This window comes from Mycobacterium sp. NGS18, from assembly GCF_059813185.1.
Map to the genome: position 1 here is coordinate 112766 of NZ_JCALEC010000004.1, position 17630 is coordinate 130395.

At 68.7% G+C, this 17630-nt stretch carries 16 protein-coding genes; 6 read left to right on the forward strand and 10 right to left on the reverse strand.

The features are described 5' to 3' along the window. From AC5Y31_RS09680 to AC5Y31_RS09710, 7 genes are all read right to left on the reverse strand, one after another. Positions 1 to 1134 carry a 3-ketosteroid-9-alpha-monooxygenase, oxygenase component gene (locus tag AC5Y31_RS09680; RefSeq protein ID WP_499979954.1) on the reverse strand — a complete coding sequence of 378 codons (1134 nt, stop codon included), beginning with the start codon at positions 1132 to 1134 and terminating at the stop codon, positions 1 to 3. Further along, the gene (casI, locus tag AC5Y31_RS09685) at positions 1131 to 2801 is read right to left on the reverse strand and encodes a steroid-22-oyl-CoA synthetase (protein WP_499979955.1); all 1671 of its coding nucleotides are present in this window, start codon (positions 2799 to 2801) and stop codon (positions 1131 to 1133) included. Before casI ends, AC5Y31_RS09680 begins: the two co-directional genes overlap by 4 nt. Further along, positions 2794 to 3357, reverse strand: coding sequence for a nuclear transport factor 2 family protein (locus AC5Y31_RS09690; protein ID WP_499979957.1), 564 nt, complete (start codon positions 3355 to 3357; stop codon positions 2794 to 2796). The genes casI and AC5Y31_RS09690 overlap by 8 nt, the downstream gene beginning before the upstream one ends. Positions 3358 to 3454: 97 nt before the next feature. Further along, entirely contained in the window at positions 3455 to 4528 is a 1074-nt protein-coding gene (locus AC5Y31_RS09695) for a PucR family transcriptional regulator (protein WP_499979958.1), read from the reverse strand. Between the two features lie 41 nt (positions 4529 to 4569). After that, positions 4570 to 5694, reverse strand: a complete 1125-nt coding sequence (locus tag AC5Y31_RS09700) for a carboxylesterase family protein (protein WP_499979959.1) — start codon at positions 5692 to 5694, stop codon at positions 4570 to 4572. Continuing rightward, positions 5661 to 5972: a carboxylesterase family protein gene (locus tag AC5Y31_RS09705; RefSeq protein WP_499979961.1), complete on the reverse strand. Its 312-nt coding sequence runs from the start codon at positions 5970 to 5972 to the stop codon at positions 5661 to 5663. The genes AC5Y31_RS09700 and AC5Y31_RS09705 overlap by 34 nt, the downstream gene beginning before the upstream one ends. A 13-nt stretch (positions 5973 to 5985) precedes the next feature. Continuing rightward, positions 5986 to 6888, reverse strand: a complete 903-nt coding sequence (locus AC5Y31_RS09710; RefSeq protein WP_499979962.1) for an MBL fold metallo-hydrolase — start codon at positions 6886 to 6888, stop codon at positions 5986 to 5988. Between the two features lie 101 nt (positions 6889 to 6989). On the opposite strand from AC5Y31_RS09710, the gene AC5Y31_RS09715 reads away from it, so the two are divergent. Both AC5Y31_RS09715 and AC5Y31_RS09720 read left to right on the forward strand, forming a co-directional pair. Beyond that, positions 6990 to 7838, forward strand: coding sequence for a helix-turn-helix transcriptional regulator (locus AC5Y31_RS09715; protein ID WP_499979963.1), 849 nt, complete (start codon positions 6990 to 6992; stop codon positions 7836 to 7838). A 122-nt stretch (positions 7839 to 7960) separates the two neighbouring features. Further along, positions 7961 to 8299, forward strand: coding sequence for a hypothetical protein (locus AC5Y31_RS09720; protein WP_301632087.1), 339 nt, complete (start codon positions 7961 to 7963; stop codon positions 8297 to 8299). Here AC5Y31_RS09720 and AC5Y31_RS09725 read toward each other — a convergent pair. The 3 genes from AC5Y31_RS09725 to AC5Y31_RS09735 are packed head-to-tail and all read right to left on the reverse strand — an operon-like array spanning position 8292 to position 11308. Continuing rightward, on the reverse strand, positions 8292 to 9053 hold the full coding sequence (locus AC5Y31_RS09725) for an SDR family NAD(P)-dependent oxidoreductase (RefSeq protein WP_499979965.1): 762 nt from the start codon (positions 9051 to 9053) through the stop codon (positions 8292 to 8294). The genes AC5Y31_RS09720 and AC5Y31_RS09725 overlap by 8 nt on opposite strands. An 18-nt stretch (positions 9054 to 9071) precedes the next feature. After that, positions 9072 to 10100 (reverse strand): phosphotransferase family protein, encoded by a 1029-nt coding sequence (locus AC5Y31_RS09730; protein WP_499979967.1) that lies wholly within the window; start codon positions 10098 to 10100, stop codon positions 9072 to 9074. Continuing rightward, entirely contained in the window at positions 10097 to 11308 is a 1212-nt protein-coding gene (locus AC5Y31_RS09735; protein WP_499979969.1) for an acyl-CoA dehydrogenase family protein, read from the reverse strand. The genes AC5Y31_RS09730 and AC5Y31_RS09735 overlap by 4 nt, the downstream gene beginning before the upstream one ends. Before the next feature lie 138 nt (positions 11309 to 11446). Here AC5Y31_RS09735 and AC5Y31_RS09740 point away from each other — a divergent pair, with 138 nt between their 5' ends. From AC5Y31_RS09740 to AC5Y31_RS09755, 4 genes are all read left to right on the forward strand, one after another. Further along, on the forward strand, positions 11447 to 12295 hold the full coding sequence (locus AC5Y31_RS09740) for a TetR-type transcription factor C-terminal domain-containing protein (protein ID WP_499979971.1): 849 nt from the start codon (positions 11447 to 11449) through the stop codon (positions 12293 to 12295). Positions 12296 to 12306: 11 nt separating this feature from the next. Beyond that, positions 12307 to 15906 (forward strand): hydantoinase B/oxoprolinase family protein, encoded by a 3600-nt coding sequence (locus AC5Y31_RS09745; RefSeq protein ID WP_499979975.1) that lies wholly within the window; start codon positions 12307 to 12309, stop codon positions 15904 to 15906. 19 nt (positions 15907 to 15925) lie between these two features. Beyond that, entirely contained in the window at positions 15926 to 16873 is a 948-nt protein-coding gene (locus AC5Y31_RS09750; RefSeq protein WP_499979976.1) for an ABC transporter substrate-binding protein, read from the forward strand. 89 nt (positions 16874 to 16962) lie between these two features. Continuing rightward, complete coding sequence (locus tag AC5Y31_RS09755; RefSeq protein ID WP_499979977.1) at positions 16963 to 17622, forward strand: 5-oxoprolinase subunit B family protein; 660 nt, start codon at positions 16963 to 16965, stop codon at positions 17620 to 17622. Positions 17623 to 17630 lie beyond the last annotated feature (8 nt).

Sequence of the window (17630 nt, forward strand, 5' to 3'; positions counted from 1 at the left end):
TCACGTCGCCGGGACGCGCGCCGCCAGATTCGCGGCGACTTCGGCCTCCCAGCGCCCGAACGCGTGGGAGGTGTCGACCTCCACCTCGAACCGGTCGGTCATGTCGGGGGTGACGTCGGCGACGTCGACGTAGAACTGCTGATACCAGCGGCGGTGCTGGTAGACCGGGCCGTCCTCCTCGACCAGCAGCGGATTGTCAACGGGCGCTTTGTGCTTCCAGATCTCGACGTCTTCGAGGAATCCCTCGCCGAACGACCGGCTCATCGCCGCGGCCAGCTTGGTGGCCTTCTCCGGCGGCAGGCCGGGCATGTTCTGCACGGCCACGCCCCACTGCAGCATGAACGAGTTGTGGGTGATCGGGTAGTGGCTATTGATCAGCGCGATCTCGACGGTGAAATCGGGCCCCAGGTCGTTGTGCAGCCAGTTGATCATGTAGGCCGGCCCGAAGTAGGTGGCCTCTGAGCGCAAATAGGTGCCCTCCCAGAGCTTCTCGTAGCCGGCGCCGTCGGGCCGCGGCTTGGACTCCATGAACTGGCTGGCGGTGTGGCCCTGCATGACGTTCTTGAAGTACGTCGGGTAGGCGTGGTGGATGTAGAAAAAGTGCGCCATATCGACGTTGTTGTCGACGATCTCGCGGCAGTTGGAACCTTCGATCAACACCGAGCTCCACTGCCACGGCGACCAGCGGCCCTCGTCCATCCCCTCGATCGTGGGCGGTGTCAGCTCCGGCGGCGGTGTCGAGCCCTCCGGGTCGTTCCACACCAGCAGCTGACCGTTGACCTCGCAGGTGGGCCAGCGCCGGGTGCGCGCCATCCGCGGCGGCCGCTTGGCGTACGGCACCTCGACACAGCGCCCGGTCGAGCCCTGCCAGCGCCAGTCATGGAACGGACACGCCAGGGTGTCGCCCTTGACGGTCCCGCGGGACAGGTCGGCGCCCATGTGCCGGCAGTAGGCGTCGAGCACATGCACGGCCCCGCCGGAGTCGGCGAACACCACCAGCCGGGTGCCGAAGGCGTTGATGGCGTGCGGCTTGCCGTCCCGGAAGGTCTCAGCCAGCCCCAGACAGTGCCAACCCCGGGCGTACCGGGTTTGCGGCCGGCCGTGGTCCAGTTCGCGAATCGCGCAGTCCGTCATCGCTTCTCACCTTCGCCTCGCAGGTAGTTTTGCCGGCCGTAGGACGCGAATTCGGCGTCCAGGGACCGCTTGTCGTCGTCGGTCATCCGGGTGTAGACGGGCGTACCCCGCCCGACCCAGCGGTACACCGGTTCGTCGGTGTGCCAGCGCTGCGCCTGCAGTTCACGTTTGAGCACCTTGTTCGAGCCGGTGACGGGCAGGCGAGCCGAGACCCGCAGGAACCGCGGTGCGCCCTTGCTGCCCAGGTCGGGCTGGTCGGCCAGGTATCCGGCGAACGCCGCCACATCGAAACCCGCGGGGTCGGCGACCTCGACCGCCCCCATCACCTGGTCACCGGAGCGGGAATCGGGCACCGCATATACCCCGGCACTGATCGTCCCCGGATACCGGCGCAACACCCGTTCAATAGTCAGCGCGGAGGTGTTCTCGCCGTCGACCCGGATCCAATCCCCGCGCCGGCCGGCGAAGTACAGAAATCCGGCCTCGTCGCGGTAGCCGAGATCGCCGGTCCAGTACCAGCCGTCGCGAACCTTTTCCGAGTCGGCGGCGTCGTTCTTGTAGTAGCCCTCGAAGTCGCGGGCTCCGGTCTTGTCGACGATCTCGCCGACCGCTTCGTCGGCGTTGGACACCCGCCCGTGCTCATCGAGGATCGCGACGGCGCACTCGGCTCGGGTCTGCGGGTCGACGACGGCGATGCCTGCGTGCGCCGGACGTCCCAGCGCGCCGGCCGGCGCCGCCGGGTCGGGCAACGCGGCGTTGCCGCCCTCGCTGGAGCCGTAGCCCTCATGCAGCACGGCGCCGAACCGGCGGAGGAACTCGGCCTGATCCTGCGGCGACGCCTCGGTGCCGAAGCCGCGGACCAGCGTGTTGTCCGCATCGTCGGGACGCTCTTCGGTGGCGAGCAGATAACCCAGCGCCTTGCCCACGTAGGTGAAGAACGTCGCGCCGAAATAGCGCACGTCGGGAAGGAACTGCGACGCCGAGAACTTCGGCGTCAGGCAGACCGTGGCCCCGTTGGCCAGCGCCGGCGCCCACAGCGCCATGATCGCGTTGCCGTGAAACAGCGGCATGCAGCAGTAGTCGACGTCGTCGCGCACATGGCCGAACTTCGCGGTGGCCAGTTCGGCGATCCGGGCCAGCCGGCCCTGACTGCACTTGACCGCCTTCGAGGCGCCGGTGGTACCGGAGGTGAACAGCAGCAGCAGCAGCGATTCCGGACCGACCCCCGGCGCGGCGGCCGGCTCCGAGCGGTGCGCCTGGATCAGCTCGGCGTAACCGGGGTCGTCGACGACCAGGAAGCGCGTCGACTCCAGTCCGTGGTCCAGGTCGCGCAGCCGGTCTGCTCCGCTCGTGTCGGTGACGATCAGCTGGCAGTCGGCGTGGCGGATCTCCGCGGCCAGCTCGGCGTCGCCGCGGGTGGGATTGATCCCGACGATGACGGCGCCCGCCAGTGCGCCGGCCCCGAGCCAGAACACGAAATCCTCGACGTTCTCCAGCAGCACGCCGACGTGAAACGGTCCGTCCCGGCGCAACGCCGAGGCCAACGAGGCGCGCGCGGCGGATTCACGCACCACCTCGTCCCAGGTCCAATCCCGCTGTCGGGTACGCAATCCCGGATGGTGATCGCCGAGTCGGTCGAGCAGCATGCCCGCGATGTCGCTACGCATTCGCCGCAGGCGCGTGAACAAGATCGAGGTACTGCTGCGGGAGGTCCTCACGGGCCACCGGGATCACGCTGCGCACACCGGCGAAGTAGGAGTCTTCACCGACGATCTTGCCGCTGGCATCGATCGGCCACAGCAGCACCTGCCGGTACACCACCAGGTAGTCGGCGGCGGGATCCTCGACCTCCACCCCGAGGATGGCGGTCGCCAGAGCACCGGGGTACAGCTGCTTCATGTCGCCCTCCGTCACCACGCAGTCGTCGTCGACGACCAGGCGGTCGATCGCGAACTCCAACACGTTGGTGCGGGTCCCCATGAAGTTCGTGTAGTAGGTGCGGACGCCCTCGGTGGTCTTCGGCCCGACGTCTTGACCGCCCATCCAGAAGTGGTAGTCCGGCTCGCCGCTCAGCGTCTCCATCACACAGTCGAGATCCGGCGCGGCCTCACCCTTCATGTGCTTGATCACCACTTCGAGCGCCGCCCGGTGCCGCTCGTTGGTGGTCGTCGCCAACCGCTTCTCCAAGGGGGCCCAGGTCCGGCTGGGGTCGATGACGGCCACGGTTCTAACTCCTCGTATCGGTTGAGCGGGTGCAGTGATCATCATCACTGCCGCCGTAGACCTGGTCATCCGCCAGACGTCGGGTTGATAATCGTTTTCATCCGACGCCTGTCGGACCTGCGTCGGTGAGTTCGGCGGACGAGAGCGCGATGCGGCGCACGAAGAGCACCAGGGTGGCGGTGAACCGATCGATCGGGTCGGCCAGATCCCAGCCCATCGCGGCCTCGACGTGCGCGATGCGCGCCGCCACCGTGCTGTGGTGCAGATGCAGCTGGGCGGCGGTGCGGCGCAGCGACCCGAGCACGCAGAACGCCTCGGTGGTGTCGACGTCGTGCGCACCGGCCGGTGTTGACGCGATCGCGTTGATCCGGGCGACATCGTGGTGCCGCAGCACCTGCTCTGACGGCAGGTCGGCGAGCAACTCCAGCGCGCTCAGGCGTTCGTAGGCGACCGCCCGCCGCCCGTAGTGCGTGGACGAAGCGAACCGCAGTCCCCGTTGGGCCTGCCGCCAAGACGTCGCCGCGCCGAAGACGGTGGTCTTGGCGCCGATCCCGACCCAGGGCCCGCGGCCGATGTGTGCGGGCAGCGGCGGGGGAAACGCCGCGATGATCGCCGCGTCCAGGCGATCCGACAACGTCCGGGCATCCTCGGCGCTGTAACACAGCAGCGCCGTGTCGGCGCCGATGGCGACCGAGCGCACCGGTTGGTCGCCCAGTTCGCGCACCACGACGCGCAGCGCCTCGGCGGGGGATCCAGCCGACACCGCCAGTACCCGGATCTCGCGGGTCTCATCGAGGCCCAGCAGCCGGATAGCCCGCGCCCGCTCTGCCGGTAACTCGTTGTCGGACAACACCAATTCCAGCAATGCTGGATCGCCCAGCTGCACTCTCGCCCCGACCCGGGAAGCGGCCATCCGCAGCGCATGGCGCACCCGGTCTGCCAACACCGGATCAAGCGGGTGCCCGGCACCCGTTCGCTCGAGCCAGACCTCGGGTTCGGTCGGCGAAACCCACCGCACACCCAGCGGGCACTCGGCGGCCTCGGTCGCGATCCGGAGCACCCTGTCGGCGTCGGCCGACGATTCGACGAGCTCGTCGAAGTAGGCGAGCAGTCGCACGACGGCATCCGGTTCGGCGCCCAATTCCGATATGCGGAGCGGATCGACGCTCATCAGCGCAGAGTACCTAGCTTGGTACAGCAGAGCCCGACGGCCTATCGGGCAGCGAACCGATGGACCCTCTGACTGCGGCCTAGCGGTGGCCAGCCCGGGTTTCCGCTGCGCGCAAACGACACCCAGCACGCGCGTATCTCTGCGGCCAGTGACTTCGGCGGTTCGCCGGCGCCGAGCAGGCCCCGACATCCACGCAACTCGGGAAGATCGAGCCGGTCGAACACGAAGGGCAGCTCCACCGCGTGTGCAGCGCCCAGCCGCCCCTCGAGCGCCTTTGACTGCCAAGCGAATTCGTAGCCGTAAGCATTACCATGCACCTCGGCCAGCTCACGGCTGCCGATCCGGAACAGCGCGTCGGCGAGGATCGTCGAACGCAACTGCCCGAGCGCGACGCCCGGCAGTGCGGCCCGGTACGACGCCACCAGCGCGTCCGGATCGGGATGGACCAACGCCGCGGTATCCCGAACTTCCCGGTCGGTCGAGGACGTCAGCGCTCCCTGCGGTGCGAGATACAGGTTGGCTTCCTCAGTGTTGGTGCCAACCAGCAGATCAACCGGCGCGAGCCGGTGTTCGGCGGGCCGACGATCCGAGACAACGCCCAATGGGCTGAGCCCGGCCAGCGGGTCCATTCGGTCGACCGTTGCGAGATCAAGGCCGGTGAGCGCGGGCATGACCGCGATGAGGTCGTCATCGGCGACGGCGCCGAAGTCGGCTGCCGTCGGCGCGACATCGAGGGCGGTAGCAGCCGCCAGGGCGACCCGCTCGGCTTGTTCGCCGGAGAACGCGCGCAGCCCACTTCCGCTCTGCGTTATCGCGCGCCGGATCAACCCGTCGGCTTCGGGTGTGGCGAGAGCGGCGCCGACAATGGTCGCACCGGCGGACTGCCCGAACAGCGTGACGTTGGCCGGATCGCCGCCGAATGCAGCGATGTTGTCACGCACCCAGGCGAGCGCGGCCAGGACGTCGAGCAGGCCTCGGTTACGGGGCGCATCCGGAAGGTCCAGGAACCCTGCGATACCCAGCCGGTAGTTCACCGTCACCATAACCACGCCGTCGCGGGCGAAGGCCGCTCCGTCGTACAACGCGGCACGGTTGGAGCCGGCAACGAAGCCGCCGCCATGGACGAACACCATCACCGGACTGGAATCCACGGTGGGGGGCTCCAAATGTTGAGTGTGAGGTAGTCGTCACCGCGAATCCATCCCGGACCGAAGTACGGCGACATGTCGAGGGCCCCAAACCCGTCGCGGCGCGGTTGCGGGGCGGTCGGCCCGTGTCGGGTCGCATCTCGCACACCCGCCCAGGGCGGGTGGGCGACAGGCGGTGCAAATCGGCCGGCTCCGAGCGGCGGTGCGGCGTATGGGACCGCCAGAAAACAATAGATGCCACCTACCCGGCGTCCGCGCACCGCTCCGGACTCGGTAGCCACGATCGGATCGGGCATGGTGTCGCCGGTTTCAGATTCTGCCGAACGGTGCCCACGCCTTGATGGCGAAACCCGTTCCGTCACGGATAACTTCGGCTCCACCGTGCCCACCCAGATGAGCAGGAAGCACCAGGGCGTTGCTGTCGTGGGCGCGACCGAGCAGCCGACGCCGGGTGGTGCGGGAGGCGGCGGCGTCGACGCAGAAGCAACTGTTGGCGTCGGGATGCAGAAACTGCATGGGGCTGTGCAGCAGATCCCCGACGAACACAGCTCTGTCGGTGCCTGACTGCAGCGAAAGCACCGATGACCCGGGGGTGTGACCCGGCGCCAGGTCCAGGCACAGGTTGGCGTCGATGGTGTGGGCGTCGTCCCACAGCAGCGCCTGCCCGGCGCCGTGGATCGGAGCAACGCTGTCTTCGAACACGTTGCTGTTCACCCGGACTCGCTCGTCCTGACCGCCGTTGACCGGATTCCAGAAGTCGAAGTCGGCCCGGGGGATCAGGTAGGTCGCGTTGGGGAAGGTCGGCACCCAGTCACCGCCGTCGAGCCGGGTGTTCCAACCCACGTGATCGACGTGCAGGTGGGTGTTGATCACCAGGTCGACGTCGGTAGGCCGCACCCCGGCCCAGGCAAGCCCGCCGAGGAAATCGGTATCCAGATGATCCCAGATCGGCGAATTCGGCCGCTCCTTGTGGTTCCCGACGCCGGTGTCGACCAGGATCACCTTGCCCTCGCTGCGCAACACCCAGGTCTGGATCGCGCTGATGCAGGTATCCGCTCCGACAGCGACGAAATCGGGAACCAACCACTCCTCGTTGTGGCGCCAAGCCTCGGCTGGGAGGTCCGGGAAGAAGTCACTCGGCGAAAGCGCCACCGATCCGTAGTACTCGACGACGCGAGTGATGCTGACGTCACCCAACACGATTTCGTTCATGCGGCCAGAGTGCCGAGTCCGCGACCCGCGAACCAGCCCCTGCACTGGCTACCACTGGTAGGGACAGGCTGCCGTCCTCGGCCGCTGGCATAGTGGGTCAAGTGGCGGTATCCGGGCAACTAGGCGAGTTCCTGCGGGCCCGGCGCGCGCAGCTTCGACCCGACGAGGTGGGTCTGCTCGAAACGGTGAACCAGCGGCGCGTGGCAGGGTTACGCCGCGAGGAACTCGCCCAGCTGGCCGGGGTGAGCGTGTCCTATTACACCCGTCTGGAACAGGGACAGTCGGTGAACGCCTCGGGGGCAGTACTCGATGCGCTAGCCAAAGCGCTGCAGCTGGACGCGCACGAGCACGCGCACCTGCACGAACTCGCCGCGCAACGCCCGCGCCCCCTCAAGCGCCCACCGCCGGAACGTGTCCACCAGTGGACGCGAGAGTTGATGCAGACCTTCGGGGACACGCCGGCGCTGGTGCTGGGACGGCGCACCGATGTGCTCTCCTGGAATCCGCTGGGCCATGCGCTGTTGGCCGGACACACCGACCGCACCGCCCCCGACCGCCCCGCCGAGCGACCCAATCTGGCCCGGATGCTGTTCCTCGACCCGCATACCCGCGAGCTGTACGCGGACTGGGACCGTAAGGCCCGCACTGTCGTCGGCAGCCTGCGTGCGGCCGCCGGCCGCCACCCCGACGACGCAGCGCTGGCGTCACTGGTAGGTGAGCTGTCGGTGCAATGTGCCGAGTTCGCCGCGCTGTGGAGCGATCACCGGGTCAGGCCGTGCACCGGCGGCACCTACCGGCTGCACCACCCGCTGGTCGGTGAGGTCACCGTCACCCAGCAAACCCTGCAGGTGGCCCACTCGCCGGAGCAGTCCGTGGTGGTGGTCACCACCGAACCCGGCTCGGGCGCGCAGGATTCACTCGAGTTGCTCAGCCGGTTGATCGCGCCGTGACCAGCCGGTGCGTCGTCGAGTGACCTCGGCGATGCACGCCCAGTCCAGTTCCGCGCCAACGCGTTCGCCGACGCTCGTGCCACGCCCGAATCCGGACGGCGTCACCCAGTAGCCTCACCACCGTGACCTTCTATTTGGTGATCCGGGAGTTCAACAACGAGACCCGCGCGGAAGGCCCCGAGCTCGCCCGGGCCGAACCGTCGGCCGTGGGCGCGGCCCTGCAAGCCTTCCGGCCCGGGCAGGAGGCGGTGCTGGCCAGGTTGCAACGCGCACTGGACGACGCACCGCCCCGCGTCTTCGACATCGACGACCCGCAGATCCTCAAGTCCAAGCAGCTGCTGCTTTTCGCCGACGAACTGGCGGTGCAGTTCAGCGGGTACGACGATGTGACAAAAGAGGAGGCGCGGTACGCGCATTACGATCGCCCGGAGGACCCGATCCGATTCTCCGACCTCAGTTGATCGTGAAGCCGCCGTCGACGGCGATGGTCTGCCCGGTGACGTAGCCGCCGGCATCGGAGGCCAGCCACACCGCGGTGGCCGCGAGTTCCTCGGGGTCTCCCATCCGGCCCAGCACCATGCGGTGGGAGATGCTGTCCAGGTAGCCCGGACGGTACTGGTCGGTCATCTCCGAGGCGAAGAAGCCGGGCGCGATCGCATTGACCCGGATGCCTTTCCGGCTCCCCCACTGCTGAGCCAGGTCTCGCGTGAGTCCGATGAGCCCGGCCTTGCTGGCGGCATACGCGGCCTGCGGCAGTCCCGCCGTGGTCAGGCCCAGGATGCTGGAGATGTTGATGATCGACGAGCCCGGTTCCATCACCCGGCCGCACGCCTGCGCGGCCCAGTAGGCCCCGTTGAGATTGATGTCGATCACCTCACGGAACTGCTCCGGCGTTTCCCGGGTGGCGGGGTGTGCGGTGCCGATACCGGCGTTGTTGATCAGCACATCGACCCGGCCGAAACGCTCCATGGCGGCCTCCACCATTGCGGTCGCCGCCGCCGGGTCGGCGACATCGGTGGCCACCGGCAAGGCCGCGCGCCCCGTCGCGGCGACCAGTTCGGCGGCATCGGCGAGCTTGTCCACTCGCCGCGCGGCCAGCACGACGTCGGCGCCGGCCTCGGCCAGGGCCCGAGCGAAATACACACCGAGGCCCGAGGACGCCCCGGTCACCACTGCAACCCGGCCGTCGATACGGAATTTATCCAGTACGCCCACCCGTCTCACCTTTCTCAGTCAGCTGTTCAATGCCTTTCGGGCCGCGGCGATGAACTCCGGCGCGGCCTGCGCTGCCTCATCGGCGTGCAGCACGTTTCCGGCCCCGTGCTGGGCCCGATGGGTGATCCCTTCAGCGATGACCCCGACCTTGAAGTTCGCCAGCGCCAGGTAGAAGCTCCACCGCGCCAGGTCGCGCCCGGAAAGCTGGGCGTACTGCTCGGCGAGGTCATCGGCGGACGGCAGCCGGGAACTGGTCCACGCGGCGGGGTGGCCGAAGACCAGATCGAACGCGGGCGACCGGTAGGCACACATCAGCGCGATATCGGTGAGCGGATCGCCGAGCGTGGACAGCTCCCAGTCCACGACCGCCCGGATGACCCCGGCCTGCTCGGGATCGCAGAGGGTGTTGTCGATTCGGAAGTCGCCGTGCACGACCGAGGACTCCGAGGCCCGCGGGATGGCCTCGGCGAGTGCGGCGGCCAGCTTCGCCACATCGCCGTCCACCGCGTCGTCATCGCCGCGCGTCTTGACCAGTTCCCACTGGCGGGCCCATAGCCGAACCTGGCGTTCCAGGAAACCCGCTGGCCTGCCGAATGATTCGAGCCCTACCGCCCGATAGTCGACCGCGTGCAGGTCGACGAGTATCCGCACCAGCGCGGAGGCGTTGGCGGCCAGTTCCTCATCGGCGAGAACGCCGAGATCGTCCTTGTGCCGGAATACCCGGCCGGTCACGAACTCGGTTACCGTCAGCGGAGCACCGCACAACGTGCCGTCGGCGTCGAACGCGATGGGCTCCGCGATCGGCACCCCCGTACCGAACAGGCCTCGGGTGACCACGAATTCGCGACCCACATCATGGGCCGACGGCGTCAGGCCACCCAGCGGAGGCCGGCGGACCACCCACGCCGACACGTCGTCGCTGACCTTGAAGGTCAGGTTGGACCGGCCGCCGGCGATCAGCTCGACGGCGAGCTCGCCGCGAACCGGTACGTCGTGTGCGATGAGGTAGTGGCGCAGCGCAGCCGGGTCCAGTCCGTCGACCGTCACCGCGGGGACGCCTTGAGCGCTCGCCGGGCCGCGCCGATGCGCCGTTTGGCGATCGCCCAGCGGTGTACTTCCGAGGGCCCGTCGTAGACCCGGAAGGGGCGTACTTCCCGGGACAGCCGCGCCGGCGGCAGGTCCTCGGTGACGCCGAGCGCACCACACATCTGCACGCTGCGGTCGACGATGCGGAAGATCGCCTCGGCGGCGAAGGTCTTCGCGATCGACGTCGCATCGCCGGCGTTGCCGCCCTGATCCAGTTCCCAGCACGCCCGCACCAGCAGCGCGCGGGTGGCAGCGATGTCGATCTCGTTGTCGGCCACCATGTTCTGGATCATGCCCAGATCGCCGAGCGCCGAGCCGAACGCCTGACGCTCCACCACATGAGCCAGCGCGGTGTCGTGACCGCGGCGTGCCGCGCCGAGCCACCGCATCACGTGCGTCATGCGCGCGGGGCCAAGGCGGACCTGGGCGTACTCGAAGCCGCGGTCCACCTCGCCGAGCACCGCTTCCTCGGGAACCCGAACGTCGTCGAAGAGCACCTCGCAGTGCCCGCCCACCATGGACCGGTCGAGGGTCGGGATGTGCCGGCCGACGGTCAGGCCGGGGGTGTCGGCGGGAACCAGGAACATGGTGGCGCCGCCACGCTGCCCGGCCTCCCCGGACGTCCGGGCCATCACGATGAAGAAGGCGGCGCCGTCAGCACCGGTGATGTACCACTTGCGGCCGGTGATGTACCAGTCTCCCGAGCGGCGCTGCGCCGTGGTCGCCAGCGCCGCCGGGTCCGAGCCGGCTCCCGGGGCCGGCTCGGTCATCGCGAACGCCGACCGCACCTCGCCGACCGCCAGCGGGGCCAGATAGCGAGCCTTCTGTTCGGTGCTGGCCACCTCCGCCAGCAGATGGACGTTGCCTTCATCCGGGGCCGCGATGTTCACCGCGGCAGGTCCGAACAGGGAATATCCGGCGGCCTCGAACACCGGCGCGCGATCGGACATGTTCAGGCCCAGGCCCCCGTATTCGATGGGGGCGTGGGGCGCGAACACTCCCGCTTCCCGGGCCGCTGCCTGCAGTTCCTTGATCACCGTGTCGCCGCCGGCGGCCGCGATGTCCCCGCCGAACCGGTCCTCGACCGGCAGCACGACGTCCTCGATGAACGCCCGGGTGCGTTCGACCAGCGCCGTCACGTCCGGCGAGTAGCTCAGCTCGATTGCCATGTCACTCCATTCTGACCGACCGATCACTCGGCCCGAACAGTACGGACTGTGACATAGAAGCCGCCACCAGTCAAAACGCGGGGTTGGCGGCGCACCTGCCCCGCGTTATAGTTCAGGATTCCTGAACATGGAGGTGGTGTGACCGGACCGTTGGCGTGCGGCGTTGCGATCCGCGCGGCCCGCCGGGGGCGCGGGCTGACCGTCCGGGAGCTGGCGCAGCGTTTGGGGGCGAGCGCGGCGACGGTGAGTGCGGTCGAAAACGGTAAGACCGGAATCACGGTGACTCGGCTGCAGCAGTACGCGCAGGCGTTGGGCGTGACGGCCGCCCAGCTCGTGGAGGGCAGCATCGAAGTGCCGGCAACCAGCTCGGAGAATGTGTCGGCGGGTTCGGGGATTCCGCACGGCGACTGGCGAACGTTTCCACCGCTGGTACTGGACGGTGTGCTGTCCGCGGCGATCGACGCTTTTGTCGAAACCGGCTATCACGGCAGCACGATGCGGGATCTGGCGGCCCGCGCCGGGATGAGCGTTCCGGGCATCTACCACCACTACCCGGATAAGCAGACGCTGCTGGTCGCGATCCTGGATCTGACCATGACCGAACTGCGCTGGCGCGTCGACGCGGCCCGCGCCGGTGCGCCAACCGGCATCCAAGAGGTGCGGCGCATCGTCGAAGCGCTGGCGCTGTTCCACACTCACCGGCAGAAGCTGGCGTTCATCGGTGCCAGCGAGATGCGCAGCCTGACCCCGGTGAATCGGCAGCGCATCGCCAACTCCCGAAACCAGCTCCAGCACACCCTCGATGCCGCCGTAGACCGCGCATCGCGCGAAGGGGACGTCGTTGTCGCAGACCGCCGCATCGCCGGCCGCGCCATCGCGACGATGTGCACCTCGCTGCCGCAGTGGTTCAACGCCGCCGGTCCGGCAACACCGGAGGCAACCGCCCGCATCTACGCCGACTTCGCGGTATCGCTGCTCACCGAGTAACAATGTGAGCCGTGTCGACGACGTGGCAGTTCTGGATCGACCGGGGCGGCACCTTCACCGATATCGTCGCCCGGCGCCCCGATGGGCGACTGGTCACCCACAAGCTTCTCTCGGAGAACCCGGCCCAGTACCGCGACGCCGCAGTGGCCGGAATCCGCGCCCTGCTGCAGATTCCCGACGCCGCGCCCATCCCGGACGGCACCATCGACGCGGTGCGGATGGGCACGACGGTGGCCACCAACGCCCTATTGGAGCGCGCCGGGGAACGCACCCTGCTGGTCATCACCCGCGGCTTCGGCGACGCGCTTGCCATCGCCTACCAGAACCGGCCCCGCATCTTCGACCGGCACATCGTGCTGCCCGAGCAGCTATACGAACGCGTCATCGAGGTCGATGAACGTATCGGCGCCGACGGCAGCGTCCTGCGCGCACCGGACCTGGAAACCCTGGGTACCCAGCTGCGCGCGGCGCACGCCGACGGGATTCGTGCGCTGGCGGTGGTGTGCCTGCACAGTTACCGGAATCCCGCGCACGAGCGGGCGATCGGCGCGCTGGCGCAGCAACTGGGCTTCACCCAGGTCTCGCTGTCGGGTGAAGTCAGTCCGCTGCCGAAGCTGATTCCGCGCGGCGACACCGCGGTCGTCGACGCCTACCTGTCGCCGGTGTTGCGCCGCTACGTCGCGCAGGTCGCCGAGCAGCTGCACGGGGTGCGCCTTGAGTTCATGCAGTCCAACGGAGGCCTGGCCGCTGCCGATCACTTCCGCGGCAAGGACGCGATCCTGTCCGGCCCGGCAGGCGGAATCGTCGGCATGGTGCGGATGTCGGCGCTGGCCGGATTCGACTCGGTGATCGGGTTCGACATGGGCGGAACCTCCACCGACGTCTCGCATTACAGCGCGGATTCCGGCGGTTACGAGCGGGTGTTCACCACCGAAGTCGCCGGAGTGCGGCTGCGGGCTCCGATGCTGCACATCCACACCGTCGCCGCCGGCGGCGGATCGATCCTGCACTTCGACGGCAGCCGGTTCCGAGTCGGGCCGGAGTCTGCGGGCGCCGATCCGGGCCCGGCCTGTTACCGGCGCGGCGGACCGCTGACCGTCACCGACGCCAACGTGATGCTCGGACGCATCCAACCGGCGCACTTTCCGGCGGTGTTCGGCCTCAACGGCGACCAGCCGCTGGATGCCGCGGCGGTGCGACGGGGCTTCACCGCCCTGGCCGGCGAAATCCTCAGCGCTACCAGCGATGCGCGCAGCCCAGAACAGGTCGCCGAAGGGTTCTTGCGCATCGCGGTGGCGAACATGGCCAACGCGGTCAAGAAGATCTCGGTGGCCAAGGGCCGCGACATCACCCGCTACGCCCTGACCACCTTCGGCGGAGCCGGCGGACAGCACGCGTGCGCGGTCGCCGACGAACTCGGCATCCGCACGGTGCTGGTACCGCCGATGGCCGGTGTGCTCTCCGCACTGGGCATCGGGTTGGCCGACACCACCGTGATCCGTGAGCGGGCGACAGAGACCCGGCTGGACGCCGACGGCCTCGCTGGCGTCGCCGACGACCTGGAACAGCAGGCCCGCGCCGACCTTGCCGCCCAAGGTGTTTCGGCCGACCGGATAAGGGTGACACGCCGGGTCCACCTGCGCTACCAGGGCACCGACACCTCGATCCCGGTCGAACTCGGCAGCCTCGAGCAGATGACCACGGCGTTCGAAAGCACCCACCGCGGCGTGTACTCGTTCCTGATGACGCGCCCGCTGATCGCCGAAGCGGTCGCGGTCGAGGCGACCGGTCTGACCGAACAACCCGACCTGGCCCTGCACGTGGCATCCGGCACCGCACCGGATTCAGCCGAACTCGTCCGGCTCTACGCCGGCGGACGCTGGCGGGACGCGCCGCTGCACCGGCGAGAGCAGATCACCTCCGCCGACGTGGTGTCCGGGCCGGCCATCATCGCCGAGGACAACGCCACCACCGTCGTCGACGACGGCTGGCAGGCCGGCCTGACCGCCGACGGACAGCTGATCCTGCGGCGAATCGCCGCGACGGTGGCGGACCGGGCCGGGACCGACGCCGATCCGGTGCTGCTGGAGATCTTCAACAATCTGTTCATGGCCATCGCCGAACAGATGGGCGCTCGACTGGAAGCCACCGCTCAATCGGTGAATATCCGGGAACGGCTGGACTTCTCGTGCGCACTGTTCGACGCCGACGGCAACCTGGTCGCCAACGCACCGCACATCCCGGTGCACCTGGGATCGATGGGCGCCACCGTCAAGGAGGTGATCGCTCGGCGGGCCGGCCAGATGCGGCCCGGGCAGGTCTACGCGGTCAACGACCCGTACCACGGCGGAACCCACCTGCCCGACATCACGGTCGTCACCCCGGTCTACCCGGCCTCGGCCAACGCCGGCGACCCGGTGCTGTTCTTCGTGGCATCCCGCGGTCACCACGCCGAGATCGGCGGAACCACACCGGGTTCCATGCCCGCCGACAGCCGGACCCTCGACGAGGAAGGCGTGCTGTTCGATAACTGGCTGCTGGTCCAGGACGGGCAGTTCCGCGAAGCGCAGACCCGAGCGTTGCTCACCGGCGGGCGGTTCCCCTCTCGCAGCCCCGGCACCAACCTCGCCGACCTGCGCGCACAGATCGCCGCCAATCAAAAGGGTATCGACGAGATCCACGCCATGATCGACGATTTCGGGCTGGACGTGGTGCGGGCCTACATGCGTCACGTCCAGGACAACGCCGAGGAGGCGGTGCGCCGGGTCATCGATTCCCTCGACGATGGGCACTACCGCTACGTGATGGACTCCGGTGCGACGATCGCCGTCCGGGTGACTGTCGACAAGGCCGCCCGCAGTGCCACCGTCGACTTCGACGGAACCTCGGCACAGTTGGCAACGAACTTCAACGCGCCGTCATCGGTGGCCACCGCCGCGGTGCTCTATGTGTTCCGCACTTTGGTGGTCGACGACATCCCGATCAACGACGGCTGTCTGCGTCCGCTGCGCATCACGGTCCCCGACGCAACGATGCTGGCACCGCGATATCCAGCCGCGGTGGTGGCCGGCAACGTCGAAACCTCCCAGGCGATCACCGGGGCGCTGCTGGCCGCGCTGGGGGTGCAGGCGGAGGGGTCCGGGACGATGAACAACGTCACGTTCGGCAATGCCGGCCGCCAGTACTACGAGACGCTCGGTTCCGGGTCCGGCGCCGGTGACGGGTTCGACGGCGCCGCCGTGGTGCAGACCCATATGACCAACTCGCGGCTCACCGACCCGGAAGTGCTGGAGATGCGTTTCCCGGTGTTGTTGCGTGAGTTCGCGATCCGGCACGGTAGCGGTGGTGCCGGCCGCTGGCACGGCGGCGACGGCGGCGTGCGGCGGATCGAGTTCGGCGAGCCCATGACGGTCAGTGTGCTGTCCGGACATCGAACCGTCGCGCCGTACGGCATGGCCGGGGGATCCCCCGGGGCGATCGGGCACAACCGGGTGGAGCGCGCCGACGGCACCGTCACCGAACTGGCCGGCTGCGACTCCACCGACGTGGCGCCCGGCGACATTCTGGTGATCGAGACTCCCGGCGGCGGCGGGTATGGCGAACCGCGCTGAACAGCGTTAATCTCACGCGATGCGCGACCAGTGGAGCCGACGCGGCTTCTTCGGGCTCTGCGGTACGGCCGGGGCCGCAGCGCTGTTGACGGCCTGCTCATCCAAGATCCCCGACGACGCCGGCGCCCCGGGCCCGGTGACCGTCCCCCACCTGTTCGGTGAGACCACCGTGCCCGAACCACCCCAGCGGGTGGTCTGTGCGGGCTACACCGGGCAGGACGACCTGCTGGCGCTGGGTGTCGTACCGGTCGCCGTCACCGCCTGGTTCGGCGACCAGCCCTTCGCGGTGTGGCCCTGGGCGCAGCCGCGCCTCGGTGACGCCAAACCCACGGTGCTCAACTTGGACAACGGAATTGACGTCGATCAGATCGCCGAGCTCAAGCCGGATCTGATCATCGCGACGAACGCCGGGGTGGACGCCGACACCTTTCAGAAGCTGTCCGCGATCGCGCCGACCGTGCCGCAGTCGGGCGGCGACGCATTCTTCGAGCCGTGGAAAACTCAGGCCGCGGCCATCGGCACAGCGGTACATCAGGGCGCCCAGATGCGGTCGCTCATCGACGGCGTCGACGCGAAGTTCGCCGACGTCGCCGCCGCGCACCCCGGCTTCAAAGACAAGAAGGTGCTGTTGCTGGCGGGTCGCCTCGAGAGCGGCAACCTCACCGCCAGCACCGGGTGGCGCACCGAGTTCCTCTCCCGGATGGGATTGACCGTCGCCGATACGCCGGCGGTCATCGAGCACGACCGGCGCGGCGCGGCCCTCGCCGCCGCCGACGTGCTGATCTGGACCACCGAGAACGACGACGAACGCCGGGCGCTGCTGGACGACCCCGACATCGCCGGGTGTGAATCGCGCAGCGTCTTCACCACCGGGGATCAGGCCGCGGCGATCGCCTTCGCCTCCCCGCTGAGCTACCCCCTGGTGGCCCAGCAGCTGCCGGGACCGATCGCCAAAATCCTCGGTTAGCGGCCCAACTCTGCGCGTTTGGTAAGGCCCCTCTGGCATAGCCCGCAGAATTGTGGCCTGGATCACTTTCCGTGGCTACGGTCGGAGACATGAGCACGGCACTGGATTTCACTGATCTCACCAAAACCGACAGAATCCTCGACTACGGCGACTGCGCACTGCTGTTGCAGTTCGGCCGCACCGCCGAGGTACTGGCCTGGACCTCGGCCCTGAGCGCCGCGGCGCTGCCCGGGGTCGTCGACATCGTGCCGGCGTCGCACACCGTGCTGGTGAAGCTGGCCGCGCCCGGCTATCAGGCCGATGTCCGGCGCCGCCTGGCCAAGCTGACCGTCGACTCCGGCGAAATCGAGACCACGCCACCCGGCACCGCCGTCGACGTGACGATCGACGTGGTCTACGACGGCCCCGATCTCGCCGAGGTGGCCGAACGCACCGGCTTGACCGTTCCCCAGGTGATCAACGCTCACACCGCAACACCCTGGCGGGTGGGATTCGGCGGCTCCACCCCGGGATTCGCCTACTTGATCGGCGGCGACCCGCGACTGCAGGTACCGCGCCGCGCCGAATTACGGGACGCCGTTCCGGCCGGCTCGGTGGCGCTCGCCGGCCAATTCAGCGGTATCTACCCGCGCCAGTGGCCGGGCGGCTGGCAGTTGATCGGGCGGACCGACGCGGTGCTGTGGGATCTGGAACGGCCCGGCCCGGCGCTGCTCACACCGGGCCTGACCGTGCAATTCCGGGCCGCCTGAGGGCCGCG